Here is a 19,560-nt window from a genome sequence, read left to right on the forward strand (position 1 = left end):
CGCCAAGATTAAAAATGATTCTCAATTTGAGAATACGGAGTAAAGGGTATTCAAAACCCCATTAACCAATTGAAATTTAAAAAATAAAAATATGGCACAGTACGTGCAATATCTAACCATTACGAATACGACGGAGTGTATTATGACCACGTCCCCTTTAATTCCCAAAAAGATCGCAGGGAAAACCCTCAAAATTGTTCATGTCGTGCAGCATATGGCGCCAGGCGGACTCGAAACAATGGTACTGGAGTTATTAAAACAGGCGAGTGACACCGAACGAGTCTTTATTGTCAGTTTGGAGGGTAATCTTGAGCAGGCGCTCGACCATTGGCCGACTCTTCGCCCATACCGAGCACACCTGTTTTTTCTCACCAAGCAGTCTGGCACGCAAATCACCATGTTTCGTACATTGTCACGACTTTTACGCGCCCTTTCCCCTCAAGTTGTCCATACTCATCACGTCGGTCCGCTTATTTATGGAGGCCTTGCCGCTCGATTGGCGAACGTACCGGTAAGAATTCACACCGAGCATGATATGTGGCATCTCAATTGCGAGAAGCGTAGAAAAGTAGAACGTCTCGCGCTGCGTTTCGTCCAACCTATCCTCGTTGCCGATGCCTGCGCCGTTCAGCAACAACTCATAGCCTGGTTTCCCGAAACGCAGCCAACCGTCATCAAAAATGGCATAGACTGCAATCGATTTATTCCGGGTGACCAAACTACTGCAAGACACGGGCTTAATCTCCCTTCACACGTTACGATTATCGGCACAGCGGGTCGCTTAGAGCAAGTCAAAGGTCAGGCTTCTTTGATCAAAACTCTCGTCAGATTGCCATCGCACGTGCACCTTGCGGTGGCAGGAATTGGCTCACTTGAGCAAGAGCTCAAGCAGTTAACCGTGGCACTTGAGCTTGATGAGCGTGTCCATTTCATGGGATTGGTGACCGATATGCCATTGTTCTATCAAGCCCTTGACGTATTTTGCTTGCCATCCGTTCATGAAGGGTTCCCTTTGTCTCCTTTGGAAGCTCAGGCCTGTAACATTCCGGTCGTTGTTACCGATGTAGGTGCGGCAAGAGAGACCTTATGCCCCTTGTCTGGTGTCGTCTCACGTCCAATGAGCGTCATTTCTCTCGTTAACGCCCTTGACGCCACAATCCGAACTAAACACTTATTTAGCCCACGAGATTTCGTTGTCGAAAATAACGATGTGCGAATGATGAGTCAAGCGTATCGCAACCTCGTTTTTAAAGCATAGCGTCGTACCGTCGTTAACCAGCGTTAGGAGTATATTATGGATGGATTATGGGTTGGAGCCTTTGCAATCAGCGTATCGCTCATTGTTTATCATCATGTGGGCTACCCTCTTTTGCTAAGGTGGTATTCGAGTCGGCACCCAATAACACAGGTTGCACACATAGGCCGAGGCTATCGAACTCTAAAAAGAGACAGAGCCTTGCCAAATATTACGGTCCTTATTCCAGCGTATAACGAGGCGGCTTGGATTGCGGAGAAAATTCGTAATCTCGCCTATCTAGATTACCCAAAAACCAAACTACGCGTACTTATTATCTGCGATGGGTGTACCGATAATACGGTTCAAGAAGCGGAGTCAACCATTCAGGAAGCGATTTGCGCCGACACCCATTTTGAAGTCATTGCGAACGAAGAAAACCAAGGGAAAGTAGCGATTCTCAATCATTATATTCCTAAGATTAGCACTGATATTGCCGCGATTTCAGACGTCTCGGCTCTCATTTCCATTGATGCCCTGATTATCGCAGCTGAGCAATTTCAAGATCAAAGCGTTGGTGTGGTGAACGCGACGTATCAACTACTCGACAACGACAGCGGTGAGTCAGCTTACTGGCAGTATCAAAATCAAATTAAGTACCGAGAAACCACGTTAGGTTCAACCATCGGCAGTCATGGCGCTTTGTACTTCATCCGCACGGCATTATTCAATCCATTACCCGCCAACGCCATTAATGATGACTTCTTGATCCCGATGCAAATTATAAAATCGGGGTATCGCGCAACCTATGCAGAGGATATGAACGCTGTTGAGCTTGAATCCACCAATTTGGACAATGATTTCAAACGGAGAGTCCGTATTTCCGCTGGAAATATGCAACAAACAATGCAGTTATTCGGCTTGCTCTCACCCCATTACAAAGGTGTTGCTTTTGCCTTTTTCTCGGGGAAAGGATTACGTCTGATAACGCCGTACTTAATGATTATTGCGTTGGTTTCTTGTGCTTTCCTATCCAACTACCCCATTTTTGCGATTCTTTTTAGTGCGCAGATACTGATTTACATTATTGCGATATTGGGCGTTTATATCCCTTCATTACAAAGACTTAAAGTTATTAAACTTATCACTTATGTCATTCTTGGTCATACAGCTAATCTGATCGGCGGCCTACGCTATCTGCTGGGTTTGGAGAATGGTAAATGGAAACGCATTACGCGCTAGGAGCCAGAAATGAAAATTACCACATTCGAAAAGCCATCGATTAAAGTGTCAAAAAGAATCTTTGATGTCATCGGAGCATCGGTGGGTATGCTAATTTTGGCATGTTTGTTTATTCCTGTGGCACTCGCGATTAAGTTAACATCACGGGGACCCATTTTTTATACGCAGTTGCGTGTCGGTAAGTGGACACCAACCAAGATGGATTTTATTCATGTGATCAAATATCGAACCATGTACATTGATGCTGAGTCTCGCAGTGGCGCGACCTGGGCGACTGAAGATGACCCTAGAATTACACCTGTAGGTCGTTTTTTAAGAAAAACAAGACTCGATGAACTCCCACAATTTATCAATGTATTAAAAGGCGAAATGTCACTCATTGGACCGAGACCCGAACGCCCGGATTTTTACCAAAGACTTGAAAATGATATCCCGTATTTTGTGGAACGTACTTATGACGTTTTACCCGGAATTACCGGACTCGCACAAGTCAATCAAGGTTATGATACATGCATTGACGACGTGAGACGCAAGGTAGGTTTTGACCATAGTTATGCTCTGTCGTTATCATCATTCAAAACCTGGATAATCACTGACGTTCACATCGTCATTCTTACCTTGAAGATCATGGTGGGAAGACACGGCAGATAGGCAGCTAAATATCTAGGTAGGTAATACAAAAAAATCCAGTGTTAACTGGATTTTTTAGCGGTAAAGATAAGCCCAAGTCCGAGCAATATAAAAGCAATGCCAATTAACTTCACCCCATCGAAAGGCTCATCTAGCCAAGGTAGGCTCACTGCGAGCGCATAAACCACCACATAGCTTAAACTCAGTAGTGGATAGGCAACACCCAAAGGCAAATGCTTAAGCGCCATCACCCAGCATGCCATCGACATTGCGTAGCAAAGTAAGCCGAACCCAACGCACAACAGCGCGGGCCAAACCTGAATCCAAACGGCTTGCCATTGTGCTTGTTCGAACATTGTCTGCAGCGTCATCCATGAATCGGATAAATGGCCCATTCCCCACTTCATTGAGAGCTGAGCAATAGATATTAATGAGACACTTAATAAGGCGACCGGTAAGCCAGCCTTTAAGTCTTTCAGCACCATTAACTCGCGCCTCCCAATATCCCAACGCCAACCATGATAAACATGACGCCTATCCACTGTTTAGGCACAATCACCTCACCAAAAGCAAACTTGGACACCAATAACATGATGACAAAATTAATACTCAGTAATGGATAAGCCATGGACACATCCCACTGACTCAAAACACCAAGCCACGTCAGCGCACTCGTCCCTAGGAACCCAATGCCTAGCATCATAGGAAAGCTAAATAGCTTTCCTAGTGCGGATAGATCGGGATGCTCTTCAAAATGCATCGCGGCTCGCTTTTGCCAATATTGACTCAACGAGCTCGCAATAACCGAGAGCACAAAAAGAAAAGTGGTCACGTTTACTGATCTTTCTTGTCAAAGATCAACGCATGATAACGACCAAGATCAACGTGATCGCTGGATTCTGGAAAACCGTCTGGTAATGTTGGTAAGTCCCTAAAGTGTAAAAGAACCGGTCCCGTTACTTGCTTATCTTTTATAAACTCACCCAGCACGTTCCATTCAATATAACGATGTTTTGAATCTTCGTACTTGAGACCATAATCCACCTCACCCATACCGCTGGTTAAGTAAACATCGCTGCGCTTCAAGTACCAATTCAATGCTGACATGGTATCTGGATAATCCGCAATCAATACCATGTCATCCGAAACCATAGGCGCAAGTTTTGCCATAAACTGTTCAGGCATTTTCGAATGAACAGCGGTGTTTGGTACCGCGAAGGTAAACAGCGTGAACAAGGCGAGAGGGGACACCATATAGGCGGCACATTTTTTCTCAAAAGATGAGGCTTTTACTGCATAAAATGCGCAACACGCCCAGAAGCCTAGAATAAATGCAGCAACCCAAGGACGGTAAGACTCAGAAGCCTCTAGAGGCAACTTGCCCATGAAGAACATGACCAGCAATGTGATGGCGACAACAGTGAAGAATGCACCATTGAGCAACGAACCAATTGTGAGACCGCGCACCTTTTTGTCACCCGCTTTAATTAAGCCGTGAGTCAGCAAAATCGCAATAGGTGCCATACATGGCAAGATGTACGTAGCAAGCTTACCGCTCGCATAAGAAAAGAACAGGAACGGGATAATAGCCCAAAGCAGAGCGTAGCGAATCAAAGGTTTACTCAACTCTCCTTTTAGCTGCGCGACCGCTGATGGTGCCCAGAAAACCCAAGGCAATGTCCCCAAAAATAGGAATGGGATGTAGTACCACATCGGCGCAACGTGTTGAGCATCTTCCGCGGTAAAGCGATGAATATGCTCTTCCCAGAAGAAGTAATTCCAATAGTCTGGTTCCACTGCATGAATGGCTAACGACCACGGCAAACAGGTAACAAGAGCGACCAGCATGACCCACCAGCCCCAACGAAGGATCTCTAAGAACTGTTTTTGCATGATCATGTAAGGCACTACCACAATGACAGGAAGCGCCAATGCAAGAAAGCCTTTCGTTAGTACCGCGCAGCCACAGAAAAAACCCGCTAGGCCGTAATTAAACCAACGCTGTGCGGTCGTTTGAGATTGTGTCGCAAAGAAGAACGCGACATAGCAACCCGTTAACCAAAATGCGAGCATTCCATCAAGAACACTATAAGTACCCACGGCAGCGACCATGAACATGCTCAAGAAGACACCGGCAGTTAACCAACCTTGGCGTCGATTCGTCACACGTCCTACTAATAGCACTAGGCTCATCGCAACACCAAGTGTTGCCAACGCTGAAGCGATACGAACAGAAAAGTTGTTTTCGCCAAAAATTACCTGGGCGATCGCATTAAACCAATAGCCCATGATAGGCTTTTCGAAATAACGTAAATCATTAAAAGTGGGTACAATCCAGTTTCCTGATGTGACCATCTCTCGTGATATTTCACCATAACGTAGCTCATCCGGCGACCACAAAGGACGGATATCCAAAGGCAAAATATAGAGGGCTATAAAGAACAGCGGTACCCAGACCGCCCAGTTAATTCGAGATTGTTGCATTCTTCATCCAATTGAATAAAAGCCCACGACATTCATGGGCTTATGTTTTTTAATGTTCAGCTAGCGTGGTTTACAATCCCATTTTTTTTACAAATGAGGTTTGATGCGTCAACCACCCTTCGCGCCCTTCCATTTCAATATTACTAATGGTATCACGCGGAAGTGGTTGCTCTACGCTGCCTAGCAAATCGATCATAGGTACGAATTCTATATTCTGTTGCTTAGCTCTGACAATCAATTCTTCAAACATTTCTGCACAAACAATACCTTCCACCTCAGCATGGATGGTGTAGACGTTCAAACCATCACGTTTAATCAGCTTCAGTATTGCATCATTGTAGTTGCTGTTATCAACGCCGTCTTGTCCAACCAATTCATCATACGTTGGCAAGGTCACAGGGATTTGTGGTGCCATCCCTTCCCCTGGAGAGAAGATGGAATCGCCACGGCAATCACTGTTGTACTTAAAAGGAAAGGCATCTTTTTCGATCAAGGTTTGATCGGTACAGCGCCATCCGGCCACTGCACTACAAGGCAAGTCTTTACCCGTAATGTCTTTGAGAAGGTTGTAACCTAGCGTTATTTGATTGCGAAGTTCAGCATCAGACATCGTATCTGTCTTCATCTGCCATTTGTGATGATCCCACGCATGAAGCCCAATCTCATGACCGGCGACATCAGCGGATTCTATAATCGAGCGTAGTTTTTTGCCAATAATAGGACCAGGCCAAAGCGTACCGCGGATAAGGATATCGTAGCCATAAAGGCTGGCGGCTTTCGAGCGAAGCATCTTCTTCAAAAATGCAGGACGCAAAAGGCGCCATATATGGCGCCCCATGTTATCAGGTCCAACAGTAAAGAAGAATGAAGCCATCACTCCATGCTTTTCGAAAATTTCGAGCAGCTTAGGTACCCCGAGTTTTGTTCCTCGAAAAGTATCTACGTCGATCCGAAGACCGACCTTAGTGACTTCATTCTGATTCATTACTTATCTTCTGCTACTGCACCTTTAAGGAAGAAATCTAGTGTCTCTTCAATCGTATCGTTCATGTGCACTTCTGGTGCCCAATCAAGAAGTTTCTTCGCATTGGCGATGCTTGGCTTACGATGTTGAACATCTTGGTAGCCATCACCGTAAAACGCTTTACTCTCTACGAGGTTGTAACCCGCAAATGGAGGGAAATTGCCACGTAGTGGGTGGTTTTCAAACTTCTCTACCAACGTTTCAGCCAGCTCTTTGATGCTCGCTTCATTCTCTGGTGCACCAATGTTGATGATTTGACCATCACATAGGCCATCTTTGTTTTCGATGATACGGAACAAAGCTTCAATCGCTTCAGAGATATCAGTGAAACAACGCTTCTGCTCGCCACCGTCAATCAGTTTGATTGGCGTACCTTCAACAAGATTTAAGATAAGCTGAGTGATCGCACGGCTAGAGCCAACACGTGCAGAATCTAGGCTATCAAGGCGTGGACCCATCCAGTTAAACGGACGGAATAGAGTGAAATCTAGACCATCTTTTTTACCGTAAGCCCAGATAACACGGTCAAGCAATTGCTTAGACACAGAGTAAATCCAGCGTTGACGGTTGATAGGACCTACAATCAGTGGCGATGTATCTTCGTTAAACTCAGCGTCCGTTGACATACCGTAAACTTCTGACGTCGACGGGAAGATGATGCGCTTGTTGTATTTCACACAACCGCGAACAATCTTCAGGTTTTCTTCGAAATCAAGTTCGAACACTTTAAGCGGGTTACGCGTGTATTCAATTGGTGTTGCGATAGCAACCAACGGCAATACGATGTCACACTTCTTAATGTGGTATTCGATCCATTCGTTGTGAATGGTGATATCACCTTCAACAAAGTGGAAGTCTGGGTGGCCTAGATGATCAGAAATCTGGTTTGAGCTCATATCTAGTGCGTATACTTCATAACCGCCATCATCAAGAAGACGCTTAGTTAGGTGCGTACCGATAAAGCCATTCGCGCCAAGAATCAATACTTTTTGACGTTTCTTCGCATTGATGATTGCACTTGCTTGAGGACCAAAACGCATGCCTTCGATTAGGTGCAATTCCGCCGCTAGCTGCTCACCACCAAGGTATAGGCCGTTTTCAGCTTCACCAGAGTTCACAATCACAGAGCCTTGAGCACATGCAATCGTAAGAGGAGACGTAGCGACAATAGAACCAGGTGTCGCATCAAACGTTTTATCGCTTGGCGTTACGCTCCAGATCGTTAGCTTACGCTCACCAAGGTAAGTAAACGCGCCAGGGAATGGTTCCGTTACTGCACGTACTAGGTTAAATACAGTACGTGAATCGGTTGACCACTTAATTTCGCCGTCAGCAGGCGTACGACGACCAAAGCATGTCGCTTTCGTTTCGTCTTGTGCTGTGGCTACCGCGCTGCCGTCCACGATGGTTGGCAATACTTTCGACATAAGATCGCTTGACGCTACCGCAAGACGCGAGTGTAGTGTTTCTGCTGAGTCTTCGTCAGTGATAGCAATTTTCTCTTGACCAACGATGTCACCTGCGTCCGCTTTTTGCACCATTTTGTGCAGCGTCACGCCGGTTTCTGTTTCGCCATTCACGAGCGCCCAGTTGATTGGAGCGCGACCACGATACGTAGGAAGTAGAGAACCATGTAGGTTGAAACCACCTTTAGGGGCAATATCTAATACTTCTTGGCTGATCATGTTGCGGTAGTAGAAAGAGAACAACGCGTCCGGTTGCATCTGACGAATCTTCTCAACCCATAAAGGGTGATTCACATCTTCCGGCGCATACACAGGGATACCGTTTTTCGCCGCAAGCTTCGCTACAGACTCAAAAAATACATTTTCGTTGCTGTCATCAACATGAGTAAATACCGCTTCGATTTTAACACCTGCATCTAGCAAGCTACGAACACCAGTACAACCGATATTGTGGTAGGCAAACACTACTACTTTCATGGAATTTTCCTCTAATATAAATCTTATTATTTATTTTTTGATTCGTCTGTTTCACGTGCGTTTTTAGTCGCTTCACCCACTAAAACATCTTGCACGTAATAACGCGGTCTTGCTCGAACATCAGAATAAATTCGACCAATGTACTCACCTAACAAACCTAAGCCGACAAACTGTCCACCAACAAATACAAATAGAATAGCAAATAACGTAAACAAGCCGTCACCCGCCCATTCAGAACCGAATATGATGCGCATCAACATCAGTATGATACCAAACGCAATACCTGCGGCTGCTGTCATGCCACCAAAAATACTAAGTAAGCGAAGTGGTGCGGTCGTCATACTCGTAATCAAATCAAACATGAGGCTAATAAGCTTCATGAAACTGTATTTTGATTCTCCGTCAGCGCGCTCATCATGATGAACCGGGATCTCTGTCGTATGACGAGAAAACCCATTCGCTAATACCGGAATAAATGTGCTGCGCTCATGACATTCTAGCATCGCATCAACAACATGACGGCGATAAGCACGTAACATGCAACCATAGTCGTTCATTTCAACGCCAGTTGAGCGTTTCACTAGCTTATTAATGACTTTTGATGGGTAACGACGAAGTGCACTGTCTTGGCGGTTTTGGCGAACCGTACCAACAGAATCAAAGCCCTCTTCCGCCTTTGATACAAGATTCGGAATTTCTTCAGGTGGATTCTGTAAGTCAGCATCAAGTGTAATAATTAAATCACCACGAACCTGTTCAAAGCCCGCCATAATCGCATTATGTTGACCATAGTTGCGATTAAGAATCACCCCAACAATATGGCTGCCTTCTTCTGCAGCTGCTGCCTCTATGATCTCGACACTACGGTCGCGGCTGCCGTCATCAACAAGCACAAGCTCGTAGTCTTTGCCTAAACTGTCTGCCGCTTTCGTCGTACGTTCAATTAGCTCTTGTAAGCAGCTCTCTTCGTTGTATACCGGTATGACGATAGATACGAAATTAATGGTGTCATTCTGTTTCATGTGTTACCCAATTATTTCTGAAACGGCATTCACTACACGCGCTACGTCTTCCTGAGTCATATCAGGAAACAAGGGTAGTGAACAAATCTGGTCGCTATTACGTTCGGTATTCGCTAGGTTAGGCGTGATGGCACCGAACTTGTCCGCGTAATTCTCACGATAATACTTTTGTGTGTGGCAAGCTTTAAAGTGGATGCCTGCACCGATACCTTTTTCTTTCAATTTAGCAATCAATTCGTCACGCGTTAGACCCGCTTGTGCAGGATCGATACGAACGATCATCAAATGCCAGCAGTGCTTGTGATCATGACTCGCCAACCCAAGTGGCGTGACACCTTTAAGCGAGCTCAGTTTCGCGCGGTAATTTAAGGCTAAGTCCGTACGCGCTTGCGTAATGTCGGCGATACGGTCCATTTGCCCTAAAGCCAATACTGCACAGATGTCTGGCATATTGTATTTAAAGCCTGGTTCAATAACCTCTGCTTGCGGCGCTCGACCTTGTGTTTCGCGGTCAAACGCATCCACACCTAGCCCATGAAATTTAAGACGACGAATTTTGTCAGCGAGCTCAGAATCGAAGGTCGTCATGACACCGCCTTCTGCAGTGGTCACGTTCTTAATCGCATGCATGGAGAACAAACAAGTTCCGCGCGAACCAATCGGTTGGCCTTTGTATTCTGCGCCAAGTGCATGAGCGGCATCTTCCACAACAGGGATACCATGTTGCTCACCAAGTGCATAAATAGGGTCAAGATCCAGCGAAGCACCTGCGTAATGCACTGGGACAATGAGTTTCGTTTTATCCGTGATTAGAGGGGCAATTTTTTCGGCATCTGTCATCAAGGTTTCGGCATCAACGTCAACAAAGACAGGTTTTGCCCCCACTAAGGTAATCATGTTAATGGTCGATACCCATGTCAATGATGGTGTGATGACTTCGTCGCCTGGACCAATGCCCAGCGCTAGCAACACTAGATGCATTCCTGCGGTCGCACTACTCAATGCGACGGCTTGTGGTGCGCCAGTATAGGTTGATATTTTTTTTTCTAAATCCGCGTTTTTTGGACCGGTGGTAATCCATCCAGAACGAAGAACATCAACGACAGCTTGAATATCGTTTTCATCTACCGCTGGTCGACACAAAGGGAGAAATGACTGGCTCATATATTTAACTCACAGATAACCGTGCATGCTAGCACGAAGAACATTAAAGTTTACTAGGGCGTTCAAAGAATTAAAAGGGCTGTTGTACTTCTGAGGTCTAAATTATTAACCTTTAGGACACTATTAAAGCAAACATTCATTAAATGCATTCTTTTATCGACAGAAGACAAAAGAACTTAACAAATTATCTACTTTTATGGCCTCTAAATTATACTGAGTAACCACGAGACCGGTATTTTCACGAAACCTGCTCGTCAACCACTGTGAACGTCAGTTTTTTGTCAAAAAAAAAGATACCTTTTTCTGGCTCAGCCTCTAATTCACCACACCAATTAATGGCCAGTATCGCATACCTGCTAGGTTGCCAATGTATGCATTTGTAACACCAACCATTTGTCACACCGCACCATTAGCGTTAGACTTCTTTCCCCGAATTTTCAGGCGGTGTATCCAGTGAAACTACAAGACAGCCCCATCACACAGCACAATCTGAATGGTCGAACGTTTTACTTAAAACGGGATGACCTACTGCATAGTCATTTTAATGGTAATAAAGCACGTAAGTTTGCCGATACACTGCAACAACAATACCCGCTGGTGACTCGGTTGATCGGTTGGGGTTCAGCTCAGGCTAATTCGCTCACAACGCTGGCAGCCCTAGCAAAAATTAAAGGCTGGTCTCTAACCTATTATGTTGACCACAAACCCAGTTGGTTGGATGAAAAACCAATGGGGAATTATCGCATGGCACTAGAACTCGGAGCGACCATTGTCTCCTTAGCTGACATTAACGGTTCTGATTGTATGCCGGAGACTAAGATGCATCCGTCAGACTTTATTCAACGACACCATGGTAATGACGAAACGTGCCTTATCATACCTGAAGGTGGGCGTTTTCAATCGGCACAACTGGGCGTTCAACAACTTGCCAGAGAAATTTTGACCTGGTCACGATTCGAAAAAAGTTCAGCACTTAAGGTAGCTCTGCCGTCGGGCACCGGAACGACGGCATTATACTTAGCAAAAGCGCTACAACCCGAAGGTATTGAGGTCCTCACTTGTCCTTGCGTAGGAGGAAAAGAGTATTTGATTCGCCAATTCCATGAGCTTGCTGAATATGACAATCACCCTACAATTCTTGAGCTAGAGAAAAAACATCACTTTGCAAAGCTCTATGAAGATGATTATTTGATGTGGCAAACCATGAATGAACAAACGCATATCGAGTTTGATTTACTGTACGACCCGCTCATGTGGCGATGTTTGGTACCATGGCTTGAAGAGAATAAAGAGTCGACATTACTGTATATACATCAAGGGGGATTACTGGGTAATGAAACCATGCTCCCTCGATATGAGCGCAAGTTCGGAGCGGCATCTAAGAAAGTGTTGAGTTGGTAGATAGATAGATATCGAAGAAATGTAGCATCGAGCCTGAACTACGCGTGTTACTAAACAAGACACAAAAAAGGGAAGCACTGCTTCCCTATCTAACTGACCGCGGATAGGTCTATTACTTATGGGACGAGTAAGCCTCTAGATATTGCTTCGCAAACACCATCGCTTGTTGAGTTTCATCTTCATTCAACTTCAATGCTAATTTATCTCGTAATTGCTCTGCACTCTTGTAACCATTTGTAGATGCGACTGATGCCCACGCAAATGCTTGAATATTATCAAGCTCAACGCCCTCGCCTAGCGAGTATTTGAACGCAAGGTTTCTTTGACCGTAAGCATAACCATTTTCAGCCGCCTTTCGATACCACTTTACCGCTTCAGTATCGTTGTGCTCAATCCCTAAGCCTTTTGCGTACATGACACCTAAGCTATTTTGAGCAACATCGTAGTCACGCTCTGCCGCTAGGCGATAGTATTCCACCGCTTTAGCATTACTTTTTTCTACGCCTCGCCCCCACTTGTACATGCCAGCAAGATAATATTGCGCTTGGTCATGACCGATAGCAGAAGCTTTTTCAAACCACGATGCCGCTTCTTTCGCGTCATAGTGCACGCCGTGCCCATTATCGTACATCATTCCCAATTTATACATGGCCGTTTCACTGCCTTGCTTTGCAGCTTTAGCGTACCAGTCAACCGCGACGCTATCGTCTTCTTTGATTCCATTACCCGCAGCATAACGATCACCAAGCTCGATTTGAGCAAACAAATCGCCTTGTTTTGCACCTTGGGTTACCGCTTTAACGCTCGACGCTGACCAATCCTTTGTAAATGCAAGGCTTCCCGCACTAAAACACAGACTACATAGTGAAACCGCTAACAGTGTTTTTCGCATTATTATTTCCTGTCTTGAAGATTAAGCCGAATACTGCCACATGATCATTAATGTTTTAGCGTTTTCATACAGAATTCGCAATACTCTGACAAAGAATTTCGGTCGAGTCACAAAAATCATTTCATTCTGCGTAGCCATGTTTATTTGATATCAGAGGTCACGACCTTTTGGTCCGTTGTCGCTTGGGTCGAATAAATATAATGTAATCGTTTGCAATTAGCGCTCGTGTTCCCTTATTAACTTTTGTAAACTTATCCACAAATGTTTTTCGATAATATGGAGTCGAAATGGTCTCAAAATGGGCAAAACGATTTATCCAAATGGCAGAGCTCGTCGGATCATGGAGCAAGGATCCTTCAACTCAAGTGGGTGCCGTCATTACAAAAAATAACCGAATTGTGTCCGTCGGTTTTAATGGTTATCCGCATGGTATTTCTGATAGCGCAGAAAGTGACGAAAGAGAAACTAAGTACCTCAAAACGCTGCATGCGGAAGAAAATGCCATTCTTTTTGCAAAACGAGATTTGGATGCCTGTGAAATTTGGGTCACTCATTTCCCTTGCCCTAATTGCGCAGCAAAAATCATCCAAACCGGCATATCTGTTGTGCACTGCCCTGCGCAGTCTGAGGATTTCCTTTCTCGTTGGGGTGACAAGATTTCTCTGAGCCAAGATATGTTTGAACAAGCCGAGGTTGAAATTGACTGGCTTGAGCTTTCCGGCGAAGAAAAGCCGAACGACTGAATGTCATCACTAGGTGGTTTCGTCATTAACGAAGCCGCCTTGTTTAAACGCACTATCTAACGCTGTCCTACGACTAAAAAACCATCGAAGTACCCACATTCGTTGTCAGTTGTTACATTTTTAATAGGTATATTCATTCATAAGCAACTAAAAACCATATTTAAAACGATATAATCCCTTTCCAATAATACTGCTATCCTTTAAAATCCGCGCTCGCTATCAATACGACACGTATCATCATTAAAAAGAGTAGGTTCATGGTCACATCTCGTTCGCTATCGATTGCCTTTACCGCTATGGTTGGCGCAACAATCTCACCTATGTTAAGTGCTATCGAGCTGCCTCTCTTCAAAGAAGAAGCAGAAGCTCGCGGCTATACCTTGCCTGAAGCATTTGGGCTTAGTTTAGGCTATATGAACGTGTCTCAAGGTATCAATGTCGATTCAATAGCACTGACAGGATTACCGAGTATAGTCAAAGCGCTGAACATTAAAACTGAAGGTGGCTATCAAGAAAGTGAAGTTCTGACATTGAAAGCAGATGTTTGGGTTTTACCATTTCTTAACTTCTACGCCATTGGCGGGAAACTAAACGGCTATTCGGAAACCACAATAAAATCTGTAGACGGTACTCTTGACTTAGGCATCATAGGTGAACGTGATTTCCATATCGACAATCTTGATGCCCCATTTCGCCTCGACCTTGACGGGCATATGTATGGGGCGGGAACAGTAATAGCAGGTGGATATGAGAGTGTATTTGCTTTAGTCGATGCCAGCTACACCAAAACAAAACTCACGGTCATTGATGGTGAAATCGATTCGATAGTAGTATCTCCTCGTATTGGCTATGATTTTTCAAGAAACAGTGATTGGCCACTTCGCGCTTGGGTTGGCGCGCAATATCAAAATATTGAACAAACTTTAACGGGAAATGTGAAAGATTTACCACTCGGATCAATTGGCGACTTAGGGTTTATACAAGACGCTAAATTCACCGTGAATCAAAGCCTCGCCAACAACTGGAACTCCCTCGTTGGTGCGCAATATGAATTCACACCAAACTGGGTATTGATCAGCGAGATCGGTTTCGGACAAAGAAAAAGTTTCTTCATGACGTTAGATGCTAGATTCTAGATTCTAGATACACCTCCAAGAATAGAACCATTTTTTGAAAGAGGCCCTTAACGGGCCTTTTTCTTTGTCGCTTCTAGCATAATTGGCAGTAACACCAAACTGAAGAGAAGGATGCTTGATAACGCAATGGTCAGAACCAAACCAATCGAGTGCATACCTTGGTGTTTCGCAATAATCAGGGCACCAAAGGTTGCCAGTGTTGTCAGACAGCTTATTAACGAGGCTTTAGGGGTTGAGGTAGTAAAAAATGCCGTTAGACTGCCGACCGCTCGAAACCGCTTAACGATATGAATGCCATTATCGACACCCAAGCCAAAGATCAATGGCACAACAATAATATTCGCCATATTCATCGACAAATTCAGCCAGTACATCATTCCTAATGTGGTGATCGTCGCGAGCCCTAATGGAATAAAAATAAGAATAATGTCGCGTTTCTTATCCACGGTCCAAATAAGAATCAGTGCGATGGCAAATACGGACATAAGAATCGCCGAGCGAAATGCATCCACAACGATAACGCCGACCTCTTTTTCAGCCACCGCCCGACCTGTTGCATTTGGCGCGATAAACTGCACATCACCAATAAACTGATTCAGCTCCTCAACATTACTCATATTGCCGCTTGGGGTTACGGTAACTAACCATTCCCCGGCTTGACCAACATATCGGGTCAGCAACGATTTCGGTAGGTCGGTCTTAAGGTCCAACTCATTGCTATTCGCCCCGATAGCGGACAACAATCCCGAATCTAATCCACTAAACAAATGACGAGTCGTATTTTCGACATCAATGGTGTCTGGAATATCTTTAGCTCCCTGCCAGCCCATTGCCATCGCTTGTTGCTTAAAATTACTTAACGAAACAGGGCTAACGGTCGAGTCTACAGCCAAAGAATCCGACAGCGCTTTCGTTCGTTCCTGAAGATCGTTGGGCATAAAGTCACTGGCAATGAGGACATGACTCACGCTGGCTTGCTGCACCAATTGAGACTTCCATTCTTTGGCTTCCTGTTCGTTACTCGCAATCGCATACAATTGATAACTGGAACCCAAACCATGCAGCTGTAACGCGTGCAGCCCTAGTACCGATTCAGATTCGGGGTTCTTTAGAACCAATGTTGAGAAATCAAACTTAAACTGAGTCGCACCGTAACCCATCACGCAAGCGGCACCAAGTATCAACAGACAAATACTACGCTTATAGGTAGTTAGCAATGAACCAAACGCGGAAAAAAAGCGCGTGTCGGTTTTATGCTTAACGGTTGGGTAACCAAATAAGGTAAAAAATAGCGGAATCACAATAAAGGTCGCAGTCAGCCCTAGCAGCATACCTAACGCCGATACAATGCCCAGTTCGCCGAGACCAGTGTAGGCGGTGGGATAAAAACTCAGAAACCCGATACCGGATGACAATGCGCACAGAGAAAGGGGTTTGAAAGAGTGCGCAACTGCATGAGTGAGGCTAAGGGTATTGTCTTCACCTTTGATTCGCAGCTCTTGAATATGCAGGCATAAATGTATTGAGAAATCGACAGCCAACCCGATAAACATGACCATAAACACAATGGATATCGTGTTGTAATAACCCACGACGAAAAGTCCGGCGGCAAACGTCCAGGTTAAGCCAATGATCACCGTGAGGTAACAAGCAATAATGACACGAACGGAGCGAATACCAATCGCAAGGATCAATACCAAACCTGCCAACGACGCCGCCCCAGCTATCGCGATACTGTTGTTCGCGTCGGCGATCTCATCAAAGTCCAATGCCGCTTGTCCGGTAATCTGGACCTCCACTTTTGCCGACAGGTTTGCCTCATTAATGATCTGATGGATCGTTTCAATAATGACTCTGTTGGGTTCTTTCACGCTATCGTCTGGTTGTGCGACTAGCGTTATCGCATAGGCATTAGGGGACGTAATCTCTTGACGTAAGCGTTGATTCCAATCGATATCTTGTCCGCTTATCGCGGCCAAAAGCGGGTCCAATACATGCGCGTCTAAAAGTGGATCATCATGCGTTGAATTTTTGGCGACCAATTGCCCAAGATACACATCAAGCTGTTGTGACTGAGCCCCCGCCATTAGCGGCGCCATTTCTTTGCTCGTGATACCTTGTAAAGTCTTAAACTCGGCCTCAGAGATAAATCCTAACGCATACTGCTGAAACCAAGAAAGCAATGAAGGTGCGAATACATCTTTGAAGATAACCGTCTTAGCCAGTTTCTCATATAACGTGTCAACACTTTGTTTGGCGAGTTCGGGATCATCGCTGGTGATCAACACCACGACGTTACCCGTTTCAGGAAAGGTGCTATCAAGACGGACGAGATTGTCTACCCACCCCCCTTCCTGCTTCACTAAAGAAGAAAGATCAGCATTCATTTTGAAGTGCTGCTGCCCATACCAGGCACTGCCGGCGGTTAGCATGAGAACAATAAGTAGAATCGTTTTTGGAAAACGTTGGATAAGAGCGATAAGTTGATTCACGATAGGCTTACAATGCATTGCAATAATATCGATAGTTTAACGCAAAATTCGTTTTACTCGTCAATTTATTGTTAGTGGTATCGTTAAATACGCGGTAGACCTGTGAGGCAACACAGCAATGGTAGTCGTTGTATTTAGCGCTATAGGTGGTAGTGCAGGTAATAAAAAAGGAGCCAAGGCTCCTTTTTTAAATCGGATCAATCTGATCTATTCTTGGTCAATCATCCATTTACGGAATTCTTTACGTTCTTGCTTAGAGGCTTTCAAATACCATGCTTGCAACTGCGCGACATTATCAGAAGCGACTGGCGCCGCCGCCGTTTCATTAGATGGCGTCGCTGAGGCACTTGTGGACGCAACGGTCGTCGCCGCGACAGCAGTAGTAGCAACGACCGCGGTGGTAGAAGGCGTGGCGGCTTTCGCCACGACCATATCACCAGAAGCAAAAGTAATACCACGCTCAGCATTATGTGCAGCGATCAATTCATCCATCGCCATATAAGGCAAGAAACCATCTTTGCCTTTTAGCTTTTCTTGCTCGTACGTTAACGCGTAGCCATCTTGCGTCACTCGCCATTCTGGCGAATCTCCACGAAATGCAACCTTAGCTTCTTGCTCACTGCGCGCGACTGGATGGTTGATTTTCACCTCTTCGCCTGTCACATTAAGCGTTAGTACATATGGCGCAGAAGCAAAAACATTTGAACTACTGCCTTTGCCCAGCTTTTTATCCATACGCACAACAACTTGATTTTCACCTTCAACCAATTGGTTCTTGCCAATTTTCTCTTCGGCTTCTTGCCCGTTAATAAAGTAAACCGACACCCCTTTCATAGGGACCAGTGTTGCGGCATTAACGCTAAATGCAAGGCTCAACGCGGTAAGAATAACAATACTATTTTTCACAATCGGCTTCCTTTACTACGGCCTATTTTCTTGTCAAACAGCATGCCACAGAGGTCACTCGCAAAAAAGGATTTTTTAGATAAATTGACATCTAAATCACTAATTAACAGACATAAAAAAGCCACCCAAGGGTGGCTTTCAATATAATCTGTTAGCTAAAAGCTAGATTAGAATTCAGCTTTTGCACCAAGTGCGAAACCGATATCATTTGACTGGTAGTTTCCAGAGTTATCAAGACCGTGACCATCGTTGCCACCAAGTTCAGCGTAAACAGTTGCGCCTGGAGCTACTATATAACCAGCGTTTACGAACCAACCCATTTCTGAGTCTACATCTTGTATTGAACCGTTTGCACTCTGAAGTTCTTTTTTGTCAAATGTTGCGTACTGAAGGCCGGCAGCAAGAATAACTTTGTTAATAGTGTAATCTGCAGCAAGACCATAGATATCCATGCTTTTATCTACATTAGCTTCAGTATGATTCATACGATAATAACCAGCTTCTAGATTTAGGTTTTCAACACCAGCCCAGCGGCCTTCTAGAGCGTATAGTTCTTCACTATCACCTGAATTTGTAATAGTAGCGCCTTTAAAGTCTGCTTTGCCGTAGAAACCAGTAAAATCAAAGTCTGCTACACGGTAACCAAGTTTAGCGTCGACCATGTTGCCGTCTTCACCCAAATCTGCGTTGTCGTTTTTATCTTGTTTGTATGCGATACCAGCGTAGAAATTGCCTTTATCGATGTCATAACGGATAGATTCGTCAGCACCAAATGGTGAGTTATTAGAGAAGAATGCATCGAAACCAAACTGATAATCTGAACCGATACCAGCATCATCTAGGATAGAGTCAAGACGGCCGACAATCAACGAACCTGCAGCTTGAGAATATAGACCTACGTATGTATTACCAACTTGTGCAAAATCGTTAGTACCGCCGGTTACGTCGCTACTCGCACCGTCAAATTCCCAGTACGCACCAAATTGTAGATCGTCGTTAATTGCGTAACGAACATCGAATCCGAAATCCGCATCTTGAATTTGCTGTTCAGTGCTTTGGTCTACGCCAATATCTTGAAGATAAACAACTTCAATGTCACCTGTAAGACTAACAGATACTTTGTCTTGGTTATAAATTTCGATACCTGCTTGCGCAGAACCTGCTGCAAATACTGCTAGAGCTACTAGAGTCTTTTTCATGATAATCCACTGCCTTTTCATTAGATGGGAATTCCCTTTCGGTTCCCT

17 protein-coding genes are annotated in these 19,560 nt (G+C 44.8%); 6 read left to right on the forward strand and 11 right to left on the reverse strand.

Annotated features, from left to right (window positions below; genetic code table 11):
• Positions 1-142 precede the first annotated feature (142 nt).
• The 3 genes from AB4405_RS09060 to AB4405_RS09070 are packed head-to-tail and all read left to right on the forward strand — an operon-like array spanning position 143 to position 3,127.
• Positions 143-1,258 carry a glycosyltransferase gene (locus AB4405_RS09060; protein WP_372060506.1) on the forward strand — a complete coding sequence of 372 codons (1,116 nt, stop codon included), beginning with the start codon at positions 143-145 and terminating at the stop codon, positions 1,256-1,258.
• A gap of 33 nt (positions 1,259-1,291) precedes the next feature.
• Complete coding sequence (locus tag AB4405_RS09065) at positions 1,292-2,476, forward strand: glycosyltransferase family 2 protein (RefSeq protein ID WP_372060694.1); 1,185 nt, start codon at positions 1,292-1,294, stop codon at positions 2,474-2,476.
• Between the two features lie 9 nt (positions 2,477-2,485).
• Positions 2,486-3,127: a sugar transferase gene (locus tag AB4405_RS09070; protein WP_102470462.1), complete on the forward strand. Its 642-nt coding sequence runs from the start codon at positions 2,486-2,488 to the stop codon at positions 3,125-3,127.
• Positions 3,128-3,168: 41 nt separating this feature from the next.
• On the opposite strand, the gene arnF is transcribed toward AB4405_RS09070, so the two are convergent.
• From arnF to AB4405_RS09105, 7 genes are all read right to left on the reverse strand, one after another.
• Entirely contained in the window at positions 3,169-3,591 is a 423-nt protein-coding gene (gene arnF, locus AB4405_RS09075) for a 4-amino-4-deoxy-L-arabinose-phosphoundecaprenol flippase subunit ArnF (protein WP_372060507.1), read from the reverse strand.
• Positions 3,591-3,938, reverse strand: a complete 348-nt coding sequence (locus AB4405_RS09080; RefSeq protein ID WP_102470460.1) for an EamA family transporter — start codon at positions 3,936-3,938, stop codon at positions 3,591-3,593. Before AB4405_RS09080 ends, arnF begins: the two co-directional genes overlap by 1 nt.
• A gap of 2 nt (positions 3,939-3,940) precedes the next feature.
• The gene (gene arnT / locus AB4405_RS09085) at positions 3,941-5,590 is read right to left on the reverse strand and encodes a lipid IV(A) 4-amino-4-deoxy-L-arabinosyltransferase (RefSeq protein WP_372060508.1); all 1,650 of its coding nucleotides are present in this window, start codon (positions 5,588-5,590) and stop codon (positions 3,941-3,943) included.
• 70 nt (positions 5,591-5,660) lie between these two features.
• On the reverse strand, positions 5,661-6,575 hold the full coding sequence (gene arnD, locus AB4405_RS09090; RefSeq protein ID WP_372060509.1) for a 4-deoxy-4-formamido-L-arabinose-phosphoundecaprenol deformylase: 915 nt from the start codon (positions 6,573-6,575) through the stop codon (positions 5,661-5,663).
• Positions 6,575-8,557: a bifunctional UDP-4-amino-4-deoxy-L-arabinose formyltransferase/UDP-glucuronic acid oxidase ArnA gene (gene arnA, locus AB4405_RS09095; protein WP_102470457.1), complete on the reverse strand. Its 1,983-nt coding sequence runs from the start codon at positions 8,555-8,557 to the stop codon at positions 6,575-6,577. Before arnA ends, arnD begins: the two co-directional genes overlap by 1 nt.
• Before the next feature lie 26 nt (positions 8,558-8,583).
• A complete protein-coding gene (gene arnC, locus AB4405_RS09100; protein ID WP_102470456.1) occupies positions 8,584-9,579 on the reverse strand; it encodes an undecaprenyl-phosphate 4-deoxy-4-formamido-L-arabinose transferase in 996 nt (331 codons plus the stop codon).
• A gap of 3 nt (positions 9,580-9,582) precedes the next feature.
• Positions 9,583-10,743, reverse strand: a complete 1,161-nt coding sequence (locus tag AB4405_RS09105; RefSeq protein ID WP_102470455.1) for an aminotransferase class I/II-fold pyridoxal phosphate-dependent enzyme — start codon at positions 10,741-10,743, stop codon at positions 9,583-9,585.
• A gap of 453 nt (positions 10,744-11,196) precedes the next feature.
• Here AB4405_RS09105 and AB4405_RS09110 point away from each other — a divergent pair, with 453 nt between their 5' ends.
• On the forward strand, positions 11,197-12,144 hold the full coding sequence (locus AB4405_RS09110; protein WP_372060510.1) for a 1-aminocyclopropane-1-carboxylate deaminase/D-cysteine desulfhydrase: 948 nt from the start codon (positions 11,197-11,199) through the stop codon (positions 12,142-12,144).
• 112 nt (positions 12,145-12,256) lie between these two features.
• Here AB4405_RS09110 and AB4405_RS09115 read toward each other — a convergent pair whose 3' ends face one another.
• The gene (locus AB4405_RS09115; RefSeq protein WP_372060511.1) at positions 12,257-13,036 is read right to left on the reverse strand and encodes a tetratricopeptide repeat protein; all 780 of its coding nucleotides are present in this window, start codon (positions 13,034-13,036) and stop codon (positions 12,257-12,259) included.
• Positions 13,037-13,323: 287 nt separating this feature from the next.
• On the opposite strand from AB4405_RS09115, the gene AB4405_RS09120 reads away from it, so the two are divergent.
• Positions 13,324-13,779, forward strand: coding sequence for a dCMP deaminase family protein (locus AB4405_RS09120; RefSeq protein WP_372060512.1), 456 nt, complete (start codon positions 13,324-13,326; stop codon positions 13,777-13,779).
• A 257-nt stretch (positions 13,780-14,036) separates the two neighbouring features.
• Positions 14,037-14,915, forward strand: a complete 879-nt coding sequence (locus AB4405_RS09125) for a TonB-dependent receptor (RefSeq protein WP_372060513.1) — start codon at positions 14,037-14,039, stop codon at positions 14,913-14,915.
• 47 nt (positions 14,916-14,962) lie between these two features.
• Here the strand turns inward: AB4405_RS09125 and AB4405_RS09130 are convergent, their stop codons facing one another.
• The 3 genes from AB4405_RS09130 to AB4405_RS09140 all read right to left on the reverse strand — a co-directional run bounded on the left by AB4405_RS09130 (position 14,963) and on the right by AB4405_RS09140 (position 19,512).
• Positions 14,963-17,407: an MMPL family transporter gene (locus tag AB4405_RS09130; protein WP_372060514.1), complete on the reverse strand. Its 2,445-nt coding sequence runs from the start codon at positions 17,405-17,407 to the stop codon at positions 14,963-14,965.
• A 207-nt stretch (positions 17,408-17,614) separates the two neighbouring features.
• A complete protein-coding gene (locus tag AB4405_RS09135; protein WP_372060515.1) occupies positions 17,615-18,313 on the reverse strand; it encodes a DUF2057 family protein in 699 nt (232 codons plus the stop codon).
• A gap of 167 nt (positions 18,314-18,480) precedes the next feature.
• A complete protein-coding gene (locus AB4405_RS09140; protein WP_372060516.1) occupies positions 18,481-19,512 on the reverse strand; it encodes a porin in 1,032 nt (343 codons plus the stop codon).
• Positions 19,513-19,560: the final 48 nt, after the last annotated feature.

This window comes from Vibrio sp. 10N.261.51.F12, from assembly GCF_041471725.1.
Lineage (GTDB): Bacteria > Pseudomonadota > Gammaproteobacteria > Enterobacterales > Vibrionaceae > Vibrio.